The 23,937-nt window shown below is 39.8% G+C and carries 16 protein-coding genes; 10 read left to right on the forward strand and 6 right to left on the reverse strand.

Features of this window, described 5'->3' with window-relative positions; all coding sequences use genetic code 11:
* The first annotated feature begins 22 nt into the window (after window positions 1–22).
* Window positions 23–1,282 (forward strand): asparagine synthetase B, encoded by a 1,260-nt coding sequence (locus tag H7U19_RS05405; protein ID WP_186559755.1) that lies wholly within the window; start codon window positions 23–25, stop codon window positions 1,280–1,282.
* 11 nt (window positions 1,283–1,293) lie between these two features.
* Here the strand turns inward: H7U19_RS05405 and H7U19_RS05410 are convergent, their stop codons facing one another.
* Both H7U19_RS05410 and H7U19_RS05415 read right to left on the reverse strand, forming a co-directional pair.
* Window positions 1,294–1,758: a hypothetical protein gene (locus H7U19_RS05410; protein WP_186559757.1), complete on the reverse strand. Its 465-nt coding sequence runs from the start codon at window positions 1,756–1,758 to the stop codon at window positions 1,294–1,296.
* A 70-nt stretch (window positions 1,759–1,828) separates the two neighbouring features.
* A complete protein-coding gene (locus H7U19_RS05415; protein WP_186559759.1) occupies window positions 1,829–2,659 on the reverse strand; it encodes an HAD family hydrolase in 831 nt (276 codons plus the stop codon).
* A gap of 187 nt (window positions 2,660–2,846) precedes the next feature.
* Here H7U19_RS05415 and H7U19_RS05420 point away from each other — a divergent pair, with 187 nt between their 5' ends.
* The 9 genes from H7U19_RS05420 to H7U19_RS05460 all read left to right on the forward strand — a co-directional run bounded on the left by H7U19_RS05420 (window position 2,847) and on the right by H7U19_RS05460 (window position 20,347).
* The gene (locus H7U19_RS05420; protein ID WP_186559761.1) at window positions 2,847–3,293 is read left to right on the forward strand and encodes a hypothetical protein; all 447 of its coding nucleotides are present in this window, start codon (window positions 2,847–2,849) and stop codon (window positions 3,291–3,293) included.
* A gap of 351 nt (window positions 3,294–3,644) precedes the next feature.
* On the forward strand, window positions 3,645–4,967 hold the full coding sequence (locus H7U19_RS05425; protein WP_186559763.1) for a hypothetical protein: 1,323 nt from the start codon (window positions 3,645–3,647) through the stop codon (window positions 4,965–4,967).
* Window positions 4,968–5,097: 130 nt separating this feature from the next.
* The gene (locus tag H7U19_RS05430; protein WP_186559765.1) at window positions 5,098–6,525 is read left to right on the forward strand and encodes a T9SS type B sorting domain-containing protein; all 1,428 of its coding nucleotides are present in this window, start codon (window positions 5,098–5,100) and stop codon (window positions 6,523–6,525) included.
* Between the two features lies 1 nt (window position 6,526).
* Window positions 6,527–9,067, forward strand: a complete 2,541-nt coding sequence (locus tag H7U19_RS05435; RefSeq protein WP_186559773.1) for a PorP/SprF family type IX secretion system membrane protein — start codon at window positions 6,527–6,529, stop codon at window positions 9,065–9,067.
* Window positions 9,068–9,133: 66 nt separating this feature from the next.
* Window positions 9,134–17,359, forward strand: a complete 8,226-nt coding sequence (locus tag H7U19_RS05440; RefSeq protein ID WP_186559787.1) for a T9SS type B sorting domain-containing protein — start codon at window positions 9,134–9,136, stop codon at window positions 17,357–17,359.
* A 42-nt stretch (window positions 17,360–17,401) separates the two neighbouring features.
* Window positions 17,402–18,382 carry a PorP/SprF family type IX secretion system membrane protein gene (locus H7U19_RS05445; protein WP_186559789.1) on the forward strand — a complete coding sequence of 327 codons (981 nt, stop codon included), beginning with the start codon at window positions 17,402–17,404 and terminating at the stop codon, window positions 18,380–18,382.
* A 66-nt stretch (window positions 18,383–18,448) separates the two neighbouring features.
* Window positions 18,449–18,727, forward strand: coding sequence for an EF-hand domain-containing protein (locus H7U19_RS05450; protein ID WP_186559791.1), 279 nt, complete (start codon window positions 18,449–18,451; stop codon window positions 18,725–18,727).
* 29 nt (window positions 18,728–18,756) lie between these two features.
* Entirely contained in the window at window positions 18,757–19,179 is a 423-nt protein-coding gene (locus tag H7U19_RS05455) for a secondary thiamine-phosphate synthase enzyme YjbQ (RefSeq protein ID WP_186559793.1), read from the forward strand.
* 61 nt (window positions 19,180–19,240) lie between these two features.
* The gene (locus H7U19_RS05460) at window positions 19,241–20,347 is read left to right on the forward strand and encodes an ATP-grasp domain-containing protein (RefSeq protein WP_186559795.1); all 1,107 of its coding nucleotides are present in this window, start codon (window positions 19,241–19,243) and stop codon (window positions 20,345–20,347) included.
* Between the two features lie 93 nt (window positions 20,348–20,440).
* Here the strand turns inward: H7U19_RS05460 and rplT are convergent, their stop codons facing one another.
* The 4 genes from rplT to thrS form a co-directional block, all read right to left on the reverse strand.
* A complete protein-coding gene (rplT, locus tag H7U19_RS05465) occupies window positions 20,441–20,785 on the reverse strand; it encodes a 50S ribosomal protein L20 (RefSeq protein WP_186559797.1) in 345 nt (114 codons plus the stop codon).
* Between the two features lie 142 nt (window positions 20,786–20,927).
* Entirely contained in the window at window positions 20,928–21,125 is a 198-nt protein-coding gene (rpmI, locus tag H7U19_RS05470) for a 50S ribosomal protein L35 (protein ID WP_129761794.1), read from the reverse strand.
* A gap of 109 nt (window positions 21,126–21,234) precedes the next feature.
* Window positions 21,235–21,753, reverse strand: coding sequence for a translation initiation factor IF-3 (gene infC, locus H7U19_RS05475; RefSeq protein ID WP_343069079.1), 519 nt, complete (start codon window positions 21,751–21,753; stop codon window positions 21,235–21,237).
* A 70-nt stretch (window positions 21,754–21,823) separates the two neighbouring features.
* Entirely contained in the window at window positions 21,824–23,758 is a 1,935-nt protein-coding gene (thrS, locus tag H7U19_RS05480; protein WP_186559799.1) for a threonine--tRNA ligase, read from the reverse strand.
* Window positions 23,759–23,937: the final 179 nt, after the last annotated feature.

A 23,937-nucleotide genomic window follows, 5' to 3' on the forward strand; every position in this document is an offset into this window, starting at 1 on the left:
TATTTTCTTTATCTTTCAGCCTATGAAAAAGGCCCTAATTCTTTTCGCTTTTCTTTTTTTTAGTCTAAGCGCTTTCGCGTCTTACATTCTGTTACCCATGGATGCAGAAAGCCAAAAAAATCATTTAAAAGCATACGGAATTACGTATTGGACATTAGACAAACAGTTGAAGGTGAAATGGTTACTTAATTATCGGGGCGGTTCATTTTTATTACCAGATACTGAAGCGATCCGTCAGGAATGTCAAATCAGGGGTGTGTCTTTCGAAGTCCTTTCCAATGCGAAGGCCGAAAGTATTTTAGAGGAAATAGCTAGCCCAAGCCAAAATATGGAGGCAGTAGTTTTAGAGAAAGCTCCTAAAATTGCTGTGTATACGCCAAAAGGGAAATTACCCTGGGACGACGCCGTAACTATGGTGTTGCAATATGCCGAAATTCCATATGAAACGGTTTACGACGAAGAAGTCTTAAATGATGGCTTATTGCTGTTCGATTGGTTGCATCTGCACCATGAGGATTTTACTGGTCAATATGGAAAATTCTACGGAATGTACCGTGCCGCATCCTGGTATATTCAAGAAAAAAAAGAGGCCGAGGCTTTAGCGACGAGCCTAGGATATAGTAAAGTTTCTCAAGCCAAAATGGATGTGGCTTTAAAAATACGAGACTATGTCATTGGCGGTGGATTTATGTTTGCCATGTGCAGTGCCACAGATAGTTTCGATGTAGCTTTATCTGCCGAAGGTATCGATATTTGCGAGCCTATGTTCGATGGGGACGGTAGTGACCCAAGCTACCAAAAAAAGATTGACTACAACAAGACCTTTGCGTTTAAAGATTTTACTTTGGAGCGCAATCCTATGGTTTACGAGTTTTCATCTATTGATATGACCAGGAAGCGGAATATTACTAAAACGGCTGATTATTTTTCGCTAATGGAATTCTCCGCAAAATGGGATCCCATACCCACAATGTTATGCCAAAACCATACGGCATTGGTTAAGGGATTTATGGGACAAACCACGGCATTTACAAGAGATGAAATAAAATCCAATGTATTGGTTATGGGGGAGAACAAGGCTAATGGAGAGGCCAAATACATTCACGGCATCAAGGGCAAAGGATTTTTTACATTTTACGGGGGGCACGACCCGGAAGATTACCAGCATCGTGTAGGCGATGCAAAAACAGAATTGGACCTGCATCCAACTTCACCAGGATACCGCCTGATTTTGAACAACGTGCTGTTTCCAGCGGCCCGAAAAAAGAAACAGAAAACCTAAATCTTAGTGAATTACGAACCTGTTTCGATTAAAACAGTCTTCAATTTAAAAGTATAGATAAAACCGTCGGATAGCGTGCCATTTGTGGTTTTATTTTGGTCTATAACCAAACCATCAGATTGCAAATCTACATGGCCAAATTCATCGTTTTCTATAAAAAGGTATTCCTCATTTTCATTATCAATAACACTGGAAAAGATATACGAGCCCGAATCCAATCCGTCTTCCAAGCCCTCGTCACCATTATTATTTTCAACAACCAAAATAGCCTCATTAAAGGCATTAACCGTAAACACCCATATTACTGTATCCATATCAAAAGTATGGTCAACGCCTGCGATGCCACCCGTAACTTTTATTAAATGGTATTGCGGGATTTCAAATTCTTCCTGCGCTTGCGTTGTATCATTTGTGGTTGAACACCCACTAATCGTCAAAAAGGAAAGAAAGGTAACAAACAAAATTTGGAATTTCATAATCAAAAGGACTGTGCTTTCTTAGTAGATGTAAAAAACAATGAATGGTTGCGCCTTGGGCACAGAAAACTTAGGTTTGATTCATCCTTTTTGAACATAAGTTTTTTTCCTTAATCAACTGTTCCAAAATGACTTCAACCCCAAATTCATTATTAGATTTAGTTTTAAATCTGGCTGTAGATTTTACCTTTGGATGGGCGTTTTCCATCGCGTAACTAAAATAAGCATTTTCAAGCATTTCAAGGTCGTTATTATAGTCTCCAAATGCAAGTGTTTCCTCTGGGTTGATACCAAATTGATCCTGTATAAGTTCAATAGCGTACCCTTTATTCGCAATGTTTTCTGAGATATCAACCCAATGCGTTGCAGAGAGTTTCACCTTAAAATCAGATTCTAGGTGCTTTACATGGGGATAAATAAATTCTGAAGAACTATTTTCATGGAACAACGCTACTTTATATACTTCGGTTTTTATGTCCGCAACGGAATTAATCAGGGTATGTTTGGCGTAATATTCAGAAAGTAAATTCAACAATGGTTGAGATTTGCTCATGACATAGGCCTGATTTTTGGTGCAGAAGACTGGATGTGCATCTTCAATCGAGCTAATGGTTTCTACTATGAGATCAAAATTTTGAGGTCGCAAGGGATTTGATGACAGGATGGTACCATTCTTAACCACCAAACCACCATTTTCGGCCACTATTATAATATGATCCTGTATTTCTGATAGTTTGTCCGTAATACCATAAAAAGGTCTGCCGCTGGCGGCGACAAATAGAACACCCGCTGCATTTAGGATATTGAATTGTTGTAAAAAGCGCCTACTAACTTCATGTTTGGAATTCAATAATGTACCATCCATATCAGAAACGATCAGTTTTACTTGGGATAAATTCATAGTCTAATTTATTAATCGGCACAAAAGTAAGCATGTAAAATAACCGAATGTAATAAGGTTTATTAATTTTATATTGACAGCGATACTTTTCTTTGCGAGGTCAAATTTACTATAAAAAAATCGATAAAACGCTTGTTTTTTACGATAAATTACATAAATTAGCGGCCAGAACCCTTAAATCATATCCATGAAAACGAAATTAATCTTTGTTAGTTTTTGCCTGCTTTTAGTATCGAGTGTGTGTTTTGCCCAAAAGAAAAAAGGCGAGAAAAGTATCATCAGGGACGATGTTGCGATAAAAAAATATCACAATAAATCAGAATTGGATCGCATGCACAAAGGAGAGCTTTTGGAGCTATATATAGAAAGGATCGAAAGTTTGGTGAAATTAATGCCATACATTGCCTTTGCTACTAAACCAGGAGTAACCATGTCGTCATTGGGTATCCCCAATGACAATGATAATAGAAAATCACTGGAGGAGCAATTCGAATCTACCGATAAGTTTTTGGAAGATACAGCAGAATTCCAGCATAGAATGTTGCCTTATTCTGATACTGATGATTTGGTTGCGGCAATTATATTTTATGAAGAAACATTAAAATCGTTGCACCAGTACAGCGAGTTCCACTAGTTTTTAGTATCCATATGTTTTTCTGCCAATCTTAATAGATGATATTAAGATAGTTTAAATATTTTCTGCTTTAGGAAATATTTGTTTCGTTAGGAGCTTTGAGCCTGAGGAATTATTTTGCTTTTTTTTATTGAAAAATTCATAAAGAATTTCCGATTCATTTTCATGTAGTCTTTTTCTGTTTTGTTATAAATTCAACTTTTAAAAGTGTATTTCATCGAAAAAACACCCTAAAATTGTTGTGTAAAAGTGTATTTCATCGAAATAATTGGTATTTCATGGATTTTAATGTTAGTTTTGATTCATTACTTATGTGAAACATTTTATTGACAGAATTATAAATTTTCAATTATGAAAAACTTTACCCAAATCGTGTTTTTCTTTCTTCTCGTAACGCCGATTGTTTTTGCGCAACAAGAAAAAGGTATAATCGGCGTGGACAATTGGTTGAACAATTGGACCGAGTTTAAGCCGCATCAAGAGGATTACGGAGAACCCACCCAAATACTGGCAGGCAACATTTCAGAAAGTACAATACTCCGCAAAGGAGAGGTTTACTTACTGTTGGGCAGCGTTTTTGTTACTAATAACGCTACGCTTACCATAGAACCAGGCACCGTAATCCTTGGAGATTTCAAAACCAATGGTAGTTTAACGATTTCAAAGGGATCAACTATTATTGCAAAGGGAGCGTCTACAGATCCCATTATTTTTTCATCCAGCCGAAGTGTGAAACGTCCCGGCGATTGGGGAGGCTTAACAATTTTAGGAGAGGCCCCGATCAATAGGTACAGCTCAGGGTCTGTAACCGCCTATCACCCAAAACTTAAACCTGCCGACTATGCGCACACCAATTTTGGCGGTGATAGCTTGGAATGTAGTTCGGGTATTATAAAATATGTGAGAATAGAATTTGCTGGAAGAAGACTTTCCGAAGAGGACTATTTTAGCGGGCTTTTATTGGCAGGTGTTGGTAATTATACTAAACTGGATCATATTATGGTAAGCCACTCAGAGGGAAATGCTTTTGAGGTATGGGGTGGTAAGGTGGATCTGCACAATTTTGTGTCCTTTAAATCCCACGGTACAGATTTTAGGTTCAATCATGGGGCAAGGGCAATTTTAAATAACTCCTTAGCCGTTAGATCACCTTATGCATCAAATGGTATGGGAGCCAACTGTTTGGAAGTGCTTGCCTACGACCAAAAAGAAGAATTTGACTTTTCTAAGCCCACTACTTTCGTGAAGGCAAAAAACTTAACATTTGTCAACGAAAGTAAAACGCTTGAGGCAGATATTAAAATGAATTTGATCAAGGAGGCCGTCTATGTTGGCGACAATGCTGAGTTGGATATATTCAAAAGTGTTGTTTCCGGTTTCAATCCTGCCGTGATATTGGATGAAGATATCTATATCAATCAAGATAGTTTAGATAAGATAAAGCTGTCCGAAATGTATTTTAACAACTGTAACGGAAACATTTTTGTTGAAAACAATTCCAATAATGACGACTTGGAAAACTGGTATGGCAATAGTACGTTTTTTAATGTATACTCTAAAAGCGACCACGCGGAAACTTTTATAGATATAAACAATTACAATAGGCCAGATTTTAGGTTGAGAATCAACAAGATTATCGCCTCAAATGCAGATCCGGATTTAAGAGACGATTAATAAAAGTTGAATTAAAAAACGCAATAGATTGATAGAACTCTAGGTCGTTCATTTTTCTGGGTTTACTTTCTCATAAATCTTTAGAGAGTGCTGTTCCTAGACGTTTTATTTAATATGAAAATAAAATGGCATGAGGAACTTTACTCTTTTTTTTAAAATTTTCTTCGTTTGTGTCTTGACCACTTCGGTAAAGGCGCAAATCGCTATTGCGAAGCCAAATCTTGGTTTTAGCCAGGCATGTGCCAACCCATCTTTTAATACGTATAACGTTTCGTTTTCTTTTTCTCCCGAGGCGGAGTTGGAGGGGACAAACCAGTTTATAATTGAGCTGTCAGATTCCTCAGGTAGTTTTTCAAATGCTGAAATAATCTATACCTCGTCTGCAGGAAGTGTTACAACTTCGCCTGCAACATTAACCTTTGCCTTTCCAACCGATGTATCGGGAGAGGCTTATAAACTAAGAATCAAAAGTACGGCTCCATCTGCTACAAGTAGCAGCTCCAATGCATTTGCGGCATATTATAAGTTGCAGGATACGCCATTTTCTATCAACAATTTAATAGAAACAGGGGTGTACTGTACTGGAGGAAGTTATTTATTAACTATAGATAACCCGGGAGACCCCACTAACGATTCACCTTTACAATACCCTTCTTTAACCTTTAAATGGTATAAGGAGACTGGCCCAACTACCTATGTTTATGTGGCCGATGGAGAGAGTTTGTCTGTAAATGAACCAGGAACATATTTTGTGAAAACCGATTATGGTACTTGTACCTCAAGTTCTTATTCAAACCGGGTTACGGTAAACGAATCCAGTACAGGCACATCCTCAACTATTAATTCTAGTTTGGGCAATCCATTTTGTACCAGTGAAGGGGCAACAACTTTAAGTGCCATTTCTGGTAATAGTTATCAATGGTTTAAAGACGGCGAGGCAATTTCAGGAGCAACAGAGCAAAGGTATATAACTGACGAATCGGGTGAATATTCTGTTCGGATAGATTTAGGGAATTGTACCGAAAATGCATCTATTAATTTGAATAGCGAAGGGTTTTCAAGTAGTATCGATATAGAAAGAAATTCTATTTTGGGTGAAGGAGAAACAGTTATGGTGACCATAACTTCCGATGCTTTAAATCCTGAATACAAATGGTACAGAAATAATGAGTTGATTTCTGGTGCATCAAGCAATTCATATGAAGCCATGCAAACCGGAAACTATATGGCAGTGGTCACACAAACCAACGGATGTGTGTCTTCCAGCCAGCATGAGTTTCTATTGAGTCCACCTGCGGATAATATCCCAAATTTGGTGAGCCCCAATAACGACGGTTTTAATGACACATGGATTCTACCCCCAGAATATTTGGGAGGAACAGGAACCGAAGTGGCCATTTACAATGCCCAAGGAAAAAAAGTATTATTAACCAATAATTATCAAAATAACTGGCCTCAAAATCAATTGGATTTTAAGGATGTTAACCCGATATATTATTACATCATAACAACACGAGGCCAGCAGACCCTAAAAGGATCGATAACGGTAGTGAAATAAAATGAACAAATATTTATTATATATGTTTTTATTCTTCTGTACGATACAACAGTTCCATTCTCAAGAGGATGGAGTTGTTGCGTTGGCACTTCCCGTTAGAAATTCTCTAAGGTTTAACCGTTTTGTGGTCAATCCAACCTTTAGTTTTGTTAGGGAAAGCAACAGATTTGCAAGCTTTAGCAATAAACGGGAGTGGGTGCAATTTGAAGATGCCCCTCAGACATATTTGTTCAGCTACTCAGGAAGGTTTAGGGAAAATATTGGAGCCGGTATTGGCCTGTTCCAGCAGAATTACGGGGTGTTTTCAAACTTTGGAGGAGTGGTCAACTTTGCGTACAATGCAGTTATAAATCGGGAAAGCAATTTTACCTTTGGTCTCAATGCAGGGTTTTATCAAAGTGGTATAAATGATGGAAGAGTAGTCACAAATGTTCCTGACCCCGCACTAAACAATATAGAGTCCAATTCAGTAATCACTATTAATCCAGGCATAAATTACGGCACTGGCTTTTTCGATTTTGGGGTATCTGTCAACAATTTGGTGGCCTATAATTTGACCAGCTCTAAAATAATTGAGGAAAACCCCGAACAAGGTATACAGCCCCATGTGATGTACACGGGATACATGAATTCGCGAGGTTTCTTTGATATGAGTAAATTTTCAGCCTTGATAAGGTCGGAATTCAAAAAAGATGAAACAGTAATATCTGGTATGGCCATGTTGGCTGTTCCAAAGGGGATTTGGGCACAAGCGGGGTACAATACGAAATTCGGTATTTCCGCTGGGATTGGATTGAATATCACCAAGTCCATCGCTTTTGAATACAACTATGAAAAAGCAGCTGGTGGGTTTTCGGAATTTGGAAGTTCCCACGAATTTACCTTGGCATACCGATTTAAAAATGACCGACGTTTTAACTACGCCGACGAGAGCGAAGAAACGGCACTAATTACTCCAAATAAAAGAAAGGCGAACGTTGCCAAAAGAAAGGCTAACAGTAGTTCGGATGCTGAGTTTAGAGCGAATAGAATTGCAAATGCCAAGTTAAAAGAACAGCGAAAAGCGCAACTGGCACAAGCTAAGAAGGAAGAGGTCGAAGAAACAAAATTAAAACAGGAAGCAGAGGCGAAAGCACGAGAAATAGCTTCGGCGAAAGCTGAGGAAGAATCCAAATTGAAGGCTGAAAAAGATGCTAAGATAAAATTGGCAGAACAGCAAAAACAAAAAGAAGCCGAAGAGAAGGCAAGGCAATTGGCCGAAGCCAAGAGAAAGGCTGATGAGGCTGCCAAAAAAGAAGCCGCACGATTGAAGGCTCAAGAACAGGCAAGAGTGAAAGCTGCTGAGGAAGCAAGATTAAAGTTGGAAGCCCAGAAAAAAGTTGAGGAAGAAGCAAGAATTAAAGCCCAGGCCGAAGCGGAAATAAAACGTTTAGAAGCGCAACAAAAAGCCGAAGCAGATAAAAAAGCAAAAGTGGCAGAAGAAGCGGCACGCATCAAGGCAGAGGAAGAAGCGAGATTGAAAGCCGAACAGGAAGCCCAAGAAAAGGCGCGACTTGAATCTGAAGCCAAAGCCAGGGAGGAAGCGGAACGTTTAAAAGCGGCGCAAGAAGCTCAGGCAATTGCTGAAGCCAAACGAAGAGAAGCCGAAGCTACAGTTACTCCCGAAGCTGAGGATGCCGAGTCCAAAACCATGAAAGCTATGGCTGAGGCAACAGAAAATGCCAAAAAAGCACAACAGGAATTGCTGAAGAGATTATCTGATAAAGTAGCTGTGAAGCAGCAGGATTTAGATGATTTAAAAGAAGAAAATGACTTAAGCGAAAAAGGCATCTTTAAGCAACCTAAAGCTTTCAAAAGTGTAAGTGCTGAAAATGCAGCCATTGAAAAACTGATAGAAGATATCGATAAAACCATCGAAGACCAGGAGGCTCAGCTAATAGAATTGGAGGCCGTTTATCTCACAAGAAAGAAGAAAGTGAGAAGTAAAACAGATCCAGTTAATGCTTTCTATCTGAAGGAAATAGAAAGATTAAAGGCAGAGCAAGCTAAAATCAAAATGTACAAAAAAGAGCTTGTGGCTAACCTGGAAGATATTAAGGTGAAGACCGAGGTGGAACGAAGAAGGCGCATCAAACGTGCAGCTTATGACAATGAAAAAGACCGTTATGAAAAGGATAGAGGTGCTCTAGAGCGTATCAAAAGATTTACTAATGACGCCGACGAGCCACTTTCTGAAGCTGATTTTGATTTTGGTGAGCAACAAAATGATAATATCAAGATTGTTAAGAATATTTTGAATGCCGAACCTGGTTATTACCTAGTAATTGCCGTTCATAGCGATGTTGAAAAACGTGATGAGTTCTTAACTAAAGTGGTATCGCTCGGACAAAAGAATATTGATTTTTTCTTTGATGTAAAAACGAATCAATATTACATCTATCACAAAAAGTTTAACAATATAAATCAAGCTAAACAAGAAATGCAATCTAATGCTAAACAACCTTATGATAAAAACACGTCTCTCGTAAAAATCGAGAATTAGAAATTAAATTAACTAGCCCGTTTCCTTTGGCTCCCCCAACTGAAGGAAGCACAAAACGAAATTAAAATGAAAAAGCCTACTTATGTAAAATTCGGTGTACCTGTCTTAGCGCTCCTTTTGAGTCTACAGTGTCTCGCGCAAAACCACGTGCCATATGTGCCAAGGTATGATGAGGCCATCAAAGGGGATATGCTGTTGATAGGTAATAGTAATGTGGGGATACATGTGTCCGACCCCTATAATGGAAACAATACCAATGATAGGATTGATGCCGCGGTTTATGTGGACATTGATGGAGACCCAACGACTTTTAATTCCAGTACTGCAGATTTGGATGTACCCGATTATGTGACTTGTTATCGTATTGTATATGCAGGACTGTACTGGAGTGCAGTTGTGAACGGGCCTGACCCCATTTCAGATATCAAATTTAAACTACCCGGCGGTTCATATCAAGATATCACCGGAACAGAGATTTATTTTCAGAATGCTCCAAATAACCGTGAGTCCAATACTTATGTCTATTATCATGATGTAACGGATATGCTAACGGCTTTGCCTGATCCCGAGGGAACTTATGGTGTAGCCAATATTTCGTCATTGGTTGGTCCAAAACCAAATTCCGAGGGATTGTCTGCAGGTTGGTCGCTTTTCGTTATATATGAAGATCCTTTATTACCGAGTAAATACATTACCTCATTTGACGGTTTTACAAAGATCACCAGTGTCATTAACGAGACCTTTCCTATTTCAGGATTTCAAACGATTCCTGTGGGGCCTGTGCGTGCAAAGTATGCTTTTAGTACCATTGAAGGGGATAGAAGATACACGGGCGATTATTTAACATTGAATGGAAATACAATTAACGCCACCGATAATTCGGGTACTGTTATACGGCCCGGAAACAACTTTTTCAACAGTACGGTATCCATTATTGACCCTGCAACGAATACCCCTGAACTCTTTTTCGATAGGGTTCCAGATGGTACGAACACGCTTGGTTTTGATGCCGGAATTATCAATATTCCAAATGCGGGAAATACTATTATCGGAAATGGAGACACTACCGCTTCCATAAGTCTGGGTAGTAATCTGGATATTTATTATTTCTATTTCAGTGCCTTCGCTATTGAAATTATAGCACCAAATATTGTTTTGACCAAAATCGTAGAGGATGAACTTGGCAATAATATTGAAGGCCAATTGGTCGATTTAGGTGATGAGCTGAATTACGTCATCGGTTTTCAAAATACAGGAAACGACGATGCAACGGATTTGACCATTCGGGATATACTTCCTATAAATATTGTATTTAATTACCCTGCGGATATTTTGTCATTGCCCACAGGGGTAACGGTGGAAAGCTATGATGCGTCAACCCGTGAGATTGTATTTAGAGTGGACCGGTCCATCGTTGAGGAAAATGATCCGGCGCAGGATATCAGGTTTAGGGTAACCGTAGTTTCAGCTTGTAGTTTGTTAACGGATGCTTGTTCCAATATTATTGATAACCAGGCTTATGCTACCTATCGAGGAACGATTAATCCAGACTTCGTGATTTCAGATGACCCGAGTTATAACAGTGCCTCAGGTTGCTTGTTGACACCTCGAGCTACCAATTTTCTTGCTGACTTGAATTGTAATTTTACTGAAGAAGTCGCCCTTTGTGGCGATAGTACCGTATTGACAGCTGGGGATGGTTATGATTCCTATACATGGTCCACCAGTCCGTCCTTAACACCAGTAATTGGAACCGACCAATCATTGACCGTTACCCAAACAGGAACTTACTATGTTTATAATGCGGCTACGGCACCATGTCAATCTATCACGCAAATATTTAACGTGACGCTTTTCGGAGCGAATGTTACCAACCCTGTCATTCCTTTTGCAGATGAAGTTGTGATTTGTCCCAATGACGGAAAGGAATTGCCAAATATCTTTTTATGTGGTGCCAATGATTCAAGGTTTATTCAAACGAACATCACCGATACATCTTCAATGATTTGGGAAGTATTGGACGAGTCAAGTTGTACGGCAGTGGCCAACCCCGATTGTGCTAATGAAGATAATGCCTGTACTTGGACCCAGGTGGCTACTGGACCGGACTACAACGCCGATACGGCAGGGCAGTACCGATTAACATTAAACTATGCTGGTGGTTGTTTCAACCAATTCTATTTTAATGTATATGAGAATTTATTAGTGCCAACGGTAACTTCAAGGGATATCTATTGTACAACTCCTGGAGAAATCACCGTTGGGGGAGTACCATCAGGATATGAGTTTAGCATTGATGGTACCAACTTCCAATCCAGTAATACCTTTAGCGTAAATACAGCCGGAATTTATACGGTTTACGTCAGACAGACTGGGATAACGACCAACCCCTGTATTTTTACAGTACCAGATGTGCAAATTCGAGAACGCGATTTTACAGTATCTGTGGATGTGACACAACCCTTATGTCATGGTGAAAGAGGAAGTGTGATTTTGGCGGCGAACGATGTGCGTCCGCAGTATTTTTATTCCATTTATGATGGTGCAACACTGGTGAATAGTGTTGGCCCAATTAATGACAATAATTATACCTTTGCCAACTTAAATCCTGGTACATACGCGGTAAACGTATCTACAGAGGATGGTTGTACCTACACGGGCGATATCGAAATCATTGAACCGCCATTATTGGATGTTACCTTGGCATTGACCACGCCTTTAACCTGTACCAATGGCGAAATAACTGCTTATCCAGTAGGAGGGACTCCTCCATATTATTACTTTGTGAATGGTGCTTCCACTTTCCAAAGTATACCAACAATTGATGTGCCCACTGCCGGTACTTACACTGTAAGAGTAGTGGATTTTAATAATTGTGAGGCTGAGGCTTCCATTGTTGTGAATGATACTCCAGCTCCTGATTTCACAGTGAGCTCGACAGATATTTTATGTTCAGATGTGCCTGATAGGGGTAGTATAAATATTAATGTCAGTAACCCAAATGGGAATACATTACGTTATAGTATCGACAATGGTACAACTTTTGAAAATTCATCCGTCTTTAATGGATTGATAGCTGGAGATTATGAAGTGGTTGTGGAATATACCAGTGGCACAGATGTATGTACGTCAGCACCACAAACGGTTACCATTACTGCCCTAGATGCAGTCAATGGCACGGTTACCTTAACCACTCCTTATACTTGTACATCTTCAGGTGTGATTACGGTTTCCGGTGTTACTGGGGGAACTTCACCTTATGAATACAGTATCGATGGCATAAATTATCAAACAGGGACAACATTTACAGGGCTAACCAATGGAACCTATACGGTTACAGTTCGCGATGCCAATATCTGTACTTTCGTTGCGGCACCTATAGTAGTTGATTCGTTAAATCCCCCAACAGATTTGGATTTCATCAGTACGCCAATTACCTGTCCTGCGAATACTTCGGATGTAACATTGACTGCCACTGGTGGCACAAGTCCTTTAGAATACAGAATTATTGCACCTTCGGGAGCAAGTACAGCATATCAATCATCAAACCTTTTTGCTGGATTGGCACCAGATACTTACACCTTCCAAGTTAGGGATACCAATAACTGTGAATACAGTGAAACATATACCATTTCACCATTACCGCCATTGACTGTAAGTACAATTATTACTAAGAATTTGGATTGTACGGCCTCACCTGAAGGTGTAATAGATGGAACTATTTCTGGAGGAACTGCACCATTTACTTATGAAGTATCATTTAACGGCGGTGCTTTCGGAGGTTCAACTTCTATTGTTGGAACCACTTTTTCACATAGTGTTCCTGTTGATGGTCAATACCAGTTCAGAATTACAGATGCCAACAATTGTACGGTAGATTCTTCAGTTCAAACGATAAATGCCATTTCATTACCTGAAATTACATCTGTTATACCACAAGATATTTTATGTAATGGGGACAATACTGGAGCGTTAGATATTACTATTAACAACAGTGTGGGTACGCCGCCATTTGTTATCAATGTGAACAACGATACGTCGGGTACGAATTATGGTAATCAAACTTCTGGTTTACCTGCAGGTAATTACACAATTACCTTGACAGATGTGAACTCCTGTGAGGATACTGAAACCATAATCATAGCCGAACCAAGTCCAATTGTTGTGAACCATACCTCTTTACCAATTACTTGTGATATCTCAAGTGGTGGTATATCCAAAGGTTCAGTTATTGTGCAGGGTGTTTCAGGAGGAACGGCACCATATAATTATTATGTAACGGGTACCAATGGATATTCAGCCACGGAATTAAATGCTTCTGGAACTACATCTACCACTTTCGATGTTGTCGATTTTGGATTGTATCAAATTAATGTTGTGGACTCCAATGGCTGTTCTGTATTGATGCAGGATGTACTTGTAGCATCTCCACCGAATGATTTGGATATTTCAGTAAACACTGTTGTAAATTGTACAACAGGAGGAGAGGCCATAGTGGGTATTGGAACAACTTTGTCGAGTACTGGTCCGTTCTTCTTCGATATTTATAGAGGAGTTGTTCCGCCGCCGCCGCCAGGAGGCACTTGGGTAGCGGAAGATACTCCCGGTAGTCAAAGCGCCACATTTATAGGATTGATTCCGGGCGTAACCTACACGTTTATTGTGTTTGACGTATCAACGGGATGTAGTTATTACGAAACTGCGACAGCGTCCGTACCCACAAATTCAACGTTGACGGCGACAGGTTTAACCTCCAGTAATATTACCTGTGTGGGAAGTGCGGATGGCAATGTGTCCTTCACTATTAATAGTATCTATGTGGGTGCTACCAATGTAGATTACGAGATATTCAATTCTTTGTCATTGGTGACAACAGGAATTACAGGCTCGGGTAGTGTGCCAGCTAGTGGTTCACTTTCCGTATCAAATCTAGGGCCGTTACCTTTCGGAACATATTTTGTAAATATTACCGAAACCAGTGGCCCAAATGCGGGCTGTGGGGTAGTAACGGTGCCTTTCAATATTACTGAATCTGCAATTGATTTGAGTATTACAGCTACAGTGGATAACAACGCAAATTGTAACCCAAATTCTGGATTAATCAGTGCGATTGCCAGAGATGGTACGCCACCATATGCTTTTCAAATTACAACTACGGCAACGGCTCCGTTGGCTTCTGATCCATTATGGGCATCTGCAAATACGTTTAATTTGGATGCAAATACATATTATGTTCACGTAAAGGATGCCTACGATTGTATCAGAACTACATCGGCTATTGTATTGCCTCAAGACCCAGAACCAGTTATTTCAGCTACGCTAAATAACCAATGTACGGTGACGGAAGGCAATTTTGAAATTGACGTGACACTAACTTCGGCTGGAATTCTGCCTTATAGTTTCAGTATTGATGGTGGTGCATTTCAAACGCGTACCGCACCGTTCACCATTTCCAATTTGGCATCGGGCACGCACACAGTTGAAATACAAGACGCTAATGGCTGTATAAATTTAGTTACTGTAGATATTGCCCCACCAGTAGATTTAACCCCTGCTGTTACTGCATTGCCAACTTGTAACAATGATGATGGCGAAATCACGATTACCGGTACAGGAGGAACAGGCGTTTATACTTATGCGATTAGTCCAAGCCCTGCCGGGGTAACTTTAACAGGAAACGTATTCTCCGGTGTGCCTTCAGGAACGTATACCATTACGATAACAGATGCGAATACTTGTTTTGCTGATGTTGAAGTGGTTTTACCTGAAGCAGTGCCGCCAATAGTAGCTACAACACCTTCAGCAATAACATGTTTTAGTGATAATACGGGAAGTTTTGAATTGAATATTGCAGGCTATTCTGGGCCTTATACTTATGAAGTTTTTGACAGTACATCTACTTCGGTAACTGGAGTAGTTTCAGCTAATACCTCAACGAACCCATTGACAGTATCGGGAATGACTTCGGGAACTTATTCTGTGGTTATCACCCAAACGGCCAGCCCATTCTGTTCTGCAACGTCGGAAGTGATTATTCCGTCGCCTTTGGCACCACTATCAGTGACTGCTTCTGAAACTTCAAATGCGACCTGTGATGATGATAAAGGTACCATTACTGCTATTGCAAGTGGTGGCTGGGGCAGTTATGAATATGAATTGACAGGAGCATCAACTGTTCCTTTTTCATCTAGCGGAACTTTTACTGATTTATCGGCAGGTGTCTACACGGTGAATGTTAGGGATGCTGGCGGGTGTATTGCTTCGGATGGTATTACTTTGGTGATTCCTCCTCCAATTAATGCTACTGTTTCTGCGACACCAACTACATTATCTTGTTTTGGTGATGACAATGCCACAATTACAGTGAGTAGCGTTACAGGAGGACAAGGAAGTAATTATACGTATACCCTGAATATGATTGCGCCGACGGCGAGTACTTCAGGACCACAAACGTCGCCTGTATTCAGCAATTTAGGGGAGGGTACATATAATATTACGGTTTCGGATGGTTATAATTGTTCGTTTAATTCGCCAAATGTTGTCATTACGGAGCCTACTCCTGTTGAAGCAACTTTGGTAAAAGCCACTACTCAAACTTGTTTGACCGAAGCTACATTAACACTAAGTGCAACAGGAGGTAACGGACCATATACCTATAGTGATACGGCAAGTTTTGCAACGATATTAGGGACGTTTACCAATTCAGTTACGTTTTCTGTTCCGGTGGGTAGTTACGAATATTACGTAAGGGATGCCAATGGCTGTACTGCTGATGTTTCCAATCAAATTGATAATGACCCATTGCCTACCTTAACTTTGAATTTGGATACTTCAAATGCGACTATTAACTGTGCTGGTGATACTACAGGTGTTATTGTTTCGGAGGCCGAAGGCGGTTTAGGCAGTTATGTTTACACACTTCAAGATACTTCTGGAAATGCCATTCCTGCTACACAAAACAGCCCGGGTGTCTTTTCGGATTTACCTGTGGGCGATTATCAAGTAAGAGTGGATAGTGGTGATTGTTTATACACTTCGGCAACGATTTCAATTACCGAACCATCATTACCATTAGATGTAACCTTTACAACAACCAATGTAACTTGTACAGGGCAAAATGATGGCGTTTTAGAAATTGTAGCAACTGGTGGTACGGGTATTATCAAATATGCCATTTCACCTCAAATGGATCAATTCTTTGATTCACCAATTTTTGAAGATTTGGCTCCAGGAACATATCAGGCTATTGCCCAAGATGAATTGGGTTGTTACGTAGTGATAGATTTTGCTATTGATGAACCCACACCGGTATTCTTAACTGTAGTGCCTAATTCAATTGTGCCAGAGCTTTGTGAAGGTGATATGAATGGAAGTTTCAGTGTAGATATTTCTGGCGGAAGCTTACCATACCATGTGAGTTTGGATAATTATGATGGCCCATATACAACTGGAACGGCGACCCAAACCATATTCGATTTTACGGCATTGGCTGGTGGAAATCATGTGGTTTATATCCGTGATAACGAAGGCTGTGAAGCCGAATTTGAAATTGATTTTCCAGAGTCGGTAAGTTTTGACCCTGAATTGGTTCTTGAATTTGGATGTGTGGACAACCGCGCAACGAATACAGTTACGGTAACGGTAGATGAAACTCTTGTGGATCCCGCAGATTTAGAATATGCCTTGAACGGTGGCACTTATCAAATGAGCAATGTATTTGTAAATGTACCGGCCGGGTTTAGTCATTACATTGATGTAAGGCATACTAACGGATGTGTAAAACAAACGGCACTATTTGATATTGACGATTACCAGCCATTAGCCATAAGTTTAAGAGAAGGTCAGGGCTTTAACGAAATCGAAGCGATTGTGACCGGTGGAACAGGAAACTATGAGTTCACACTGAATGGTGAATCCTACGGAAGTGAGAATACATTTATTATTTACGAAACAGGTCTTTACACGGTTGTTGTAACCGATAGTAATGGCTGTTCGGTTTCTGCATCCATTCCAATGGAATTTATTGATGTGTGTATTCCAAACTATTTTACACCCAATGGGGATGGCACCTTGGATCAATGGGGGCCTGGTTGTGCGAATCAGTATGACGATTTAACCTATGATATATTCGATAGATATGGTAGAAAAGTGGTCACCCTGACCGTCAACCAAAAATGGGACGGTAAGTACAACGGCAAGGAACTGCCAACTGGCGATTACTGGTATGTAGTAAACCTAAACGATAGCCGAAATGATAAATCATTTGTTGGGCATTTCACCCTTTACAGATAAACCAACGAACAGAAGATGAGGACAGCAATAACAACTAAAATAATGCGAAAGGCAATTACAGGACTGGCAATATTGGTAATGGCTATGGGATATGCCCAGGAGTTGAACTTACCTGTGTTTACCCAATACTTGGCAGATAATAATTTCGTGGTTTCACCCACTTTTGCTGGGATAGGGGACAATTTAAAAATCAGGGCCAATGCATTGACGCAATGGGTTGGTATAAAAGATGCACCCGATAACCAGTCCATTTATGGTGATGTTAGAATTGCTGATAGAAGTGGTGTTGGTTTGTCTTTGTATAATGATAGCAACGGTTATACAATGCAATCGGGAGCAAAGGTATCCTTCGCCCATCATTTGATTATTGATTACTATTCAAAGCAATATCTATCCTTCGGAATCTCCTACAACTTGAATAATTTTAGAGTTGACGTCGAAAAAATCAATAGGGATAATATGAACCTCCCGTTTCCATTACCAGCACTTTTGGATGATCGAAGAAGATCCAACAATAATTTTGACGTTGGACTTTTATACCGCTACGGAGGACTTTTTGTAAGTTTTAATGCTAATAATATATTGAGCAAGGAACTGGACGAATTCATTGAAAATATCGAGCCGAACTTACTGTTAAACTTCCAATTGTATTCTGGATACACCTTTAGAGGGCCAAATAAGAGTGGTTTAGAGTACGAACCTTCCATTTTTTATCAAAGGTTTCATAGTGATAAGCGCTCAGCAACGGATTTAACCTTCAAATTTAGAAAGTACAACCGTTATGGTGATTATTATTGGGGAGGAATTTCATACCGCTACTTAAACGATCAGCTCTTCAAACCATTGAATATAGGCCCGATGATTGGTTTCCAAAAATCTATTTTTTACTTTGGTTATGCCTACCAAATTACAACTAATGATTTGGCAGGATACAATACAGGAACCCATGTAGTAACCCTTGGACTAAACTTTTTACAAGGTATAAGTAACTGTCCTTGTACACAAGATCCTGTTCATCATTAAACGCTGGGGTAGCTCTGGATTAATTTCTTTTTCGCTATTTTAGTTTCAAATAAATTTTAAAACTAGATGGCCACTAAAGAAATTATACTCAATAAAATCCAGATTCTTATTACCAATCACTTTGCAACTCCCGAAGAAGCTTTCAAGTTTTTTGATGAAGACAGTGATGGCAAATTGACGAAAAGTGAAATCGTCAGATTGCTAAAGGATGCCGAAATCAACGGTTTTATTAGAGGTTTGGTCTCTTCAAAATTGATTGAAGGTTATGACAAGGACGGGGATGGGTTGATCGATTGGAAGGAATTTAAGGCCGCCATTGATGAAATCGCCAATGATGCTGTTTAATTGGTTTTTGAGTTTTTCAAATCTGAAATATGAAATGTTTTCAAAAGGAAATTCGCTTGAGACCATATGCACGTGGATTTCATTTAATCACTTCTGAAGTACTAAATTCAATCCCTGAAATCGGTGAAATCCAAAGTGGGCAATTACAGGTATTTATCAAACACACATCGGCAAGTTTGACCATAAATGAAAATGCCGATCACACCGTGAGAACGGATTTCGAAAACCATTTCAACAAAATGGTTCCTGAGAATGCCCCTTATTACGAGCATATCTATGAGGGCTCGGACGATATGCCGGCCCATATCAAAGCGTCTCTTTTAGGTGCATCTGTTCAAATTCCGATTACCAATGGGCGGTTGAATCTGGGTACTTGGCAGGGCATATACTTATGTGAGCATCGCAACCGTGGGGGTGGGCGAAAACTGGTTATTACAGCTTTTGGAATATGAATTTTAAAGTCGATTTGTCAAGTTTGAGTATTGTGCATTATGTTCAAACCAGTGGTAAAAGGTGAAAAAAGATGTCATTTCAGTATTGATTCCTGACGGTGAAAATCCGCTGTTGTTCAACGTACTAAATTGTCTTTCCCTAGCAGATAGAGTGGAGGTTTATGTGATGTCTTCTCTCAAAAACAGTCCATATAGATACTCCCGATTTGTTAAAAATTATACCTACAGACCAAAAGCGAAGAATGATGTGGAGTGGATTGAAAATATCAACGACGAATTGGATAAATTTAATATCGACAAAGTTTTGCCAATTTTTGAAAAAGGTTTTGAAAAGTTGATTGGGCATAGCCATTTGATACCGAAAGAAAAGCTGATAAAATTACCATCAATGGAAAGCTTTTGTACGGCTTTAAACAAAGGTTTGCTGTCGCGTTTCATGCAAAAAAATCACATCCAAACCAGCAACAGCATAATCGTAAAACCCGGGGAACAATTCGTGTCCAATGGCAGAATTGCGTTTCCCGTCTTAGCCAAGCCAACTCTGGATTCGGGGGGAGGAGAAGGTATTGAAAAATTTCGAAGAGAAGAGGAAGTTATAGCTTTCTTCAAATCGAATAAATTTCATATTGATTATTTAGTGGAGGAGTTTATTGAAGGCTATGATTTATGTTGTAATGTGCTCTGCGGTGAAGGAGAAATTATAGCGTACACTGTTCATAAAGGATTGATGAAAGGGCAGAAGGTCTTTGGCCCTTCCGTTGGACTGGAGTTTTTGTATAATCAAGAGGTTCTTGAATTGGCGACAAAGTTGATGAAAGCCCTAAAATGGAGTGGCGTAGCCAATTTGGATTTGCGATACGATCAGATTTCGAAGAAGTTTAGAATCATCGAAATGAATCCAAGGTTTTGGTACAACGTAGACGCGTCGGCTGTATTCGGCGTCAACTTTCCAAATCTTTATTTGATGACTAGCTTGGGCAGAACTGTTAAAATTGAAGATTACAAAACGAAGAAATATTTAAATATCAACGGCATTACTAAACGGTTAAAATCCGATCCGTTGTTCGTTTTCAACTTTAAATCACTTGTTATAAATAGCCAGTTGCGGTTTGCATTTAGAGACCCTATGCCACTGTTAGCCAGAATATTTATGAAACCCAAAGTATAGCAAAAACAAAAAATCCGACTCTCCGCGATAGCTATCGGGACGAATCGGATTTTTAAATTAAGCGAAATATGTTTTACAAATAGGCTAAGCGCCCTATTTTACTTTATCTACAATTGCTTTAAAAGCTTCAGGGTTGTTCATTGCTAAATCGGCAAGAACCTTACGGTTCAATTCGATATTGTTAGCTTTTAATTTACCCATAAATTGAGAATAAGACAATCCGTGTTGTCTGGCTCCAGCGTTAATACGCGTAATCCATAAAGCGCGGAAAGTCCTCTTTTTGTTTCTACGGTCTCTATACGAATATAACATCGCTTTATCCACCGCATTTTTGGCTACTGTCCAAACGTTTTTACGTCTTCCAAAGTAACCTTTTGCTTGTTTAAGAACCTTTTTTCTTCGGGCTCTTTTTGCTACAGAATTTACTGATCTTGGCATAATTTTAATTGTTTTTGTAGTAGGCGGTCGATAATCGACACTTTAGTATTTTTTTAAAATCGCAAATCAAAAATCTACAATCGTTAATCAAATGAGCCTAACTCCAGGGTTTATAAATTGTTTTAACCAATTAAAACCTGTGTTACTTTAAACGTAACATGGTTTTAATATTATCCTCGTCACTCTTATGTACTAATGTATCATGAGTTAACGCAAGCTTACGCTTTTTCGACTTCTTTGTTAAGATGTGACTCTTAAAAGCGTGCTTTCTTTTAATCTTACCAGTACCCGTCAACTTAAAACGTTTTTTGGCACTAGATTTTGTTTTCATTTTAGGCATTTCTTCTCCTAGTTTTTAATTATCGCGCTTAATTATCTTAATTATGCTTAACTGTCAGACTGAGCGCTCCCGAAAGCTTTCGGGACGAAGTCTCGTTTCAGCATCTAACTTATTTCTTGTCTTTCTTCGGAGCAATAAACATCGTCATTCGCTTCCCTTCTAGTTTTGGCATTTGCTCCACTTTACCAAACTCCTCTAAATCTTGTGCAAGGCGCAACAATAAAATTTGTCCCTGCTCTTTAAATACTATCGATCGTCCTTTGAAAAATACAAAAGCTTTCAATTTTGCACCGTCCTTCAAGAACTTCTCTGCATGCTTTTTCTTAAATTCGTAATCATGGTCATCTGTTTGAGGTCCAAACCGGATTTCCTTGACAACTACTTTAGAGGCTTTCGCCTTTAAAGCTTTTTCGCGTTTCTTTTGTTCATAAAGAAACTTTTTGTAATCCATAATTTTACAAACAGGAGGATCCGCTTTAGGTGAAATCTCAACTAGGTCCAAACCTAGTTCATCTGCTAGTCGCAGGGCATCACCTTTGGTATAGATACCAACTTCTACGTTATCCCCAACTACACGCAATTTTTGCGCAGTGATTTTGGAGTTTATTTTGTGCTTGTCTTCCTGTATTACCCTTCTTTGGGGCTGTCTTCTTCTTCTAATTGCTATGGCTTACTAAATTTTAATTAAACTTTATTTGTTAGAACGATTTTAACGTTTTACTAATATCTTCTTTTATAATTTCGGCGAATGCTTCAATGGAAATCATTCCTAAATCCTCGCCACCGTGCTTGCGCACAGTTATTTTTTCTTCTTTTTCCTCTTGTTCACCGATGATAAGCATATAAGGATGTTTCTGCATTTCTGCCTCACGAATTTTCTTCCCTATAGTCTCGTTTCGGTGGTCAACAAGCGCGCGAATTTCGTGATTTTCAAGCAAATTTAAAACTTTTTCAGAATATTTTTCATATTTCTCACTCAGCGACAATATTTTAACCTGGACTGGCATCAACCATATCGGGAAGTTTCCTCCTGTGTGTTCCAACAATAATGCCACAAAACGCTCCATGCTTCCAAACGGTGCGCGGTGGATCATCACTGGGCGGTGTTCCTCATTGTCACTCCCTTTATAAGTCAATTCAAAACGTTCCGGCAAATTGTAATCCACCTGAATCGTCCCCAGCTGCCACTTTCTACCTAAAGCATCCTTTACCATAAAATCTAGCTTCGGGCCGTAAAATGCTGCTTCGCCTTCTTCAATCACAAAATCTAAACCTTTATCCTTTGCCGCATTAATAATAGCTTGCTCAGCCTTTTCCCAATTGGCAACGTCACCAATATATTTGTCCGGATTTTCAGGATCTCTTAAAGAAACCTGGGCCGTAAAGTTTTCAAACCCTAATGAACCAAAAACGTAAAGCACCAAGTCGATGACGTTTTTAAACTCCGCATCTAACTGCTCTGGAGTACAAAATATATGAGCATCGTCCTGTGTAAACCCTCTTACTCGGGTTAAGCCGTGAAGTTCCCCACTCTGTTCATATCTATAGACAGTGCCAAATTCAGTATAACGCACGGGTAGGTCTTTATAGCTCCACTGAAAACTATTATACATTTCGCAGTGGTGCGGGCAGTTCATAGGTTTCAAGAGAAATTCCTCATCTTCTTTAGGAGTCGTTATTGGTTGAAAGCTATCCTCGCCATACTTTGCGTAGTGCCCAGAAGTAACATATAATTCCTTTTGCCCTATATGTGGTGAAACCACCATTTCATATCCAGCTTTTTTCTGTGCTGCCTTTAAAAAGTTTTCCAAACGCTCACGAAGCGCGGCCCCCTTTGGCAACCATAACGGCAAACCTTGCCCCACCTTTTGCGAAAAGGTAAACAGCTCGAGTTCCTTCCCAAGTTTTCTGTGATCGCGCTTTTTGGCCTCCTCCAATAAATGAAGATATTCCGTAAGTTCCTTTTGCTTAGGAAACGAAATCCCGTAAACACGCGTCAATTGTGGTTTATTTTCATCACCACGCCAATACGCTCCAGCAACACTAGTCACTTTTACAGCCTTAATAATCCCTGTATTCGGAATATGGCCCCCACGGCATAAATCCGTAAATGTACTATGGTCACAAAACGTAATCGTCCCGTCCTCGAGGTTTTCGATCAGTTCCGTTTTAAATTCGTTACCCTTATATAGGTCTAAAGCTTCCGCCTTAGAAACAGATCGCATCTTAAAATCGTGTTTCCCACGAGCAATTTCCAGCATTTTGTCCTCAATCCCCTTAAAATCCTTCTCTGAAATGCTGTGCTCACCAAAATCAACATCATAATAAAACCCATTTTCAATCGCCGGGCCAATGGTCAATTTAGCCCCGGGATACAATTCCTCAATCGCCTGTGCCAGTACGTGCGCCGAAGAGTGCCAAAATGCCTTCTTCCCGTCATCGTCTCTCCAGGTAAAAAGTACCAACGCGCCGTCTGTGGTCAAAGGTGTCACCGTTTCAACAGTTGTACCATTGAAACTGGCCGAAATCACGTTCCTGGCCAAGCCTTCGCTAATGCTTTTCGCAACGTCCATCGGCGTCGTATTCTCCTCAAACGCCTTCACGCTCCCGTCGGGCAAAGTAATCTGTATCATAAATCCATTTAAAAATAGGTCGCAAAGATAATAGTATAAACAAACCCACACAATATATATATAGGTATAATTTTTTGGGTTTTTAGGGCGCTCCCCTCCCGATAGCTATCGGTATTGTCGGGCTTTCGGCAGTCGCTCTGATGGAGGAGCTCCGGCAGATGCCTCAATCCCTAGCGCGG

The sequence above is a fragment of the Hyunsoonleella aquatilis genome (genome assembly GCF_014270105.1).
GTDB classification, from domain to species: domain Bacteria; phylum Bacteroidota; class Bacteroidia; order Flavobacteriales; family Flavobacteriaceae; genus Jejuia; species Jejuia aquatilis.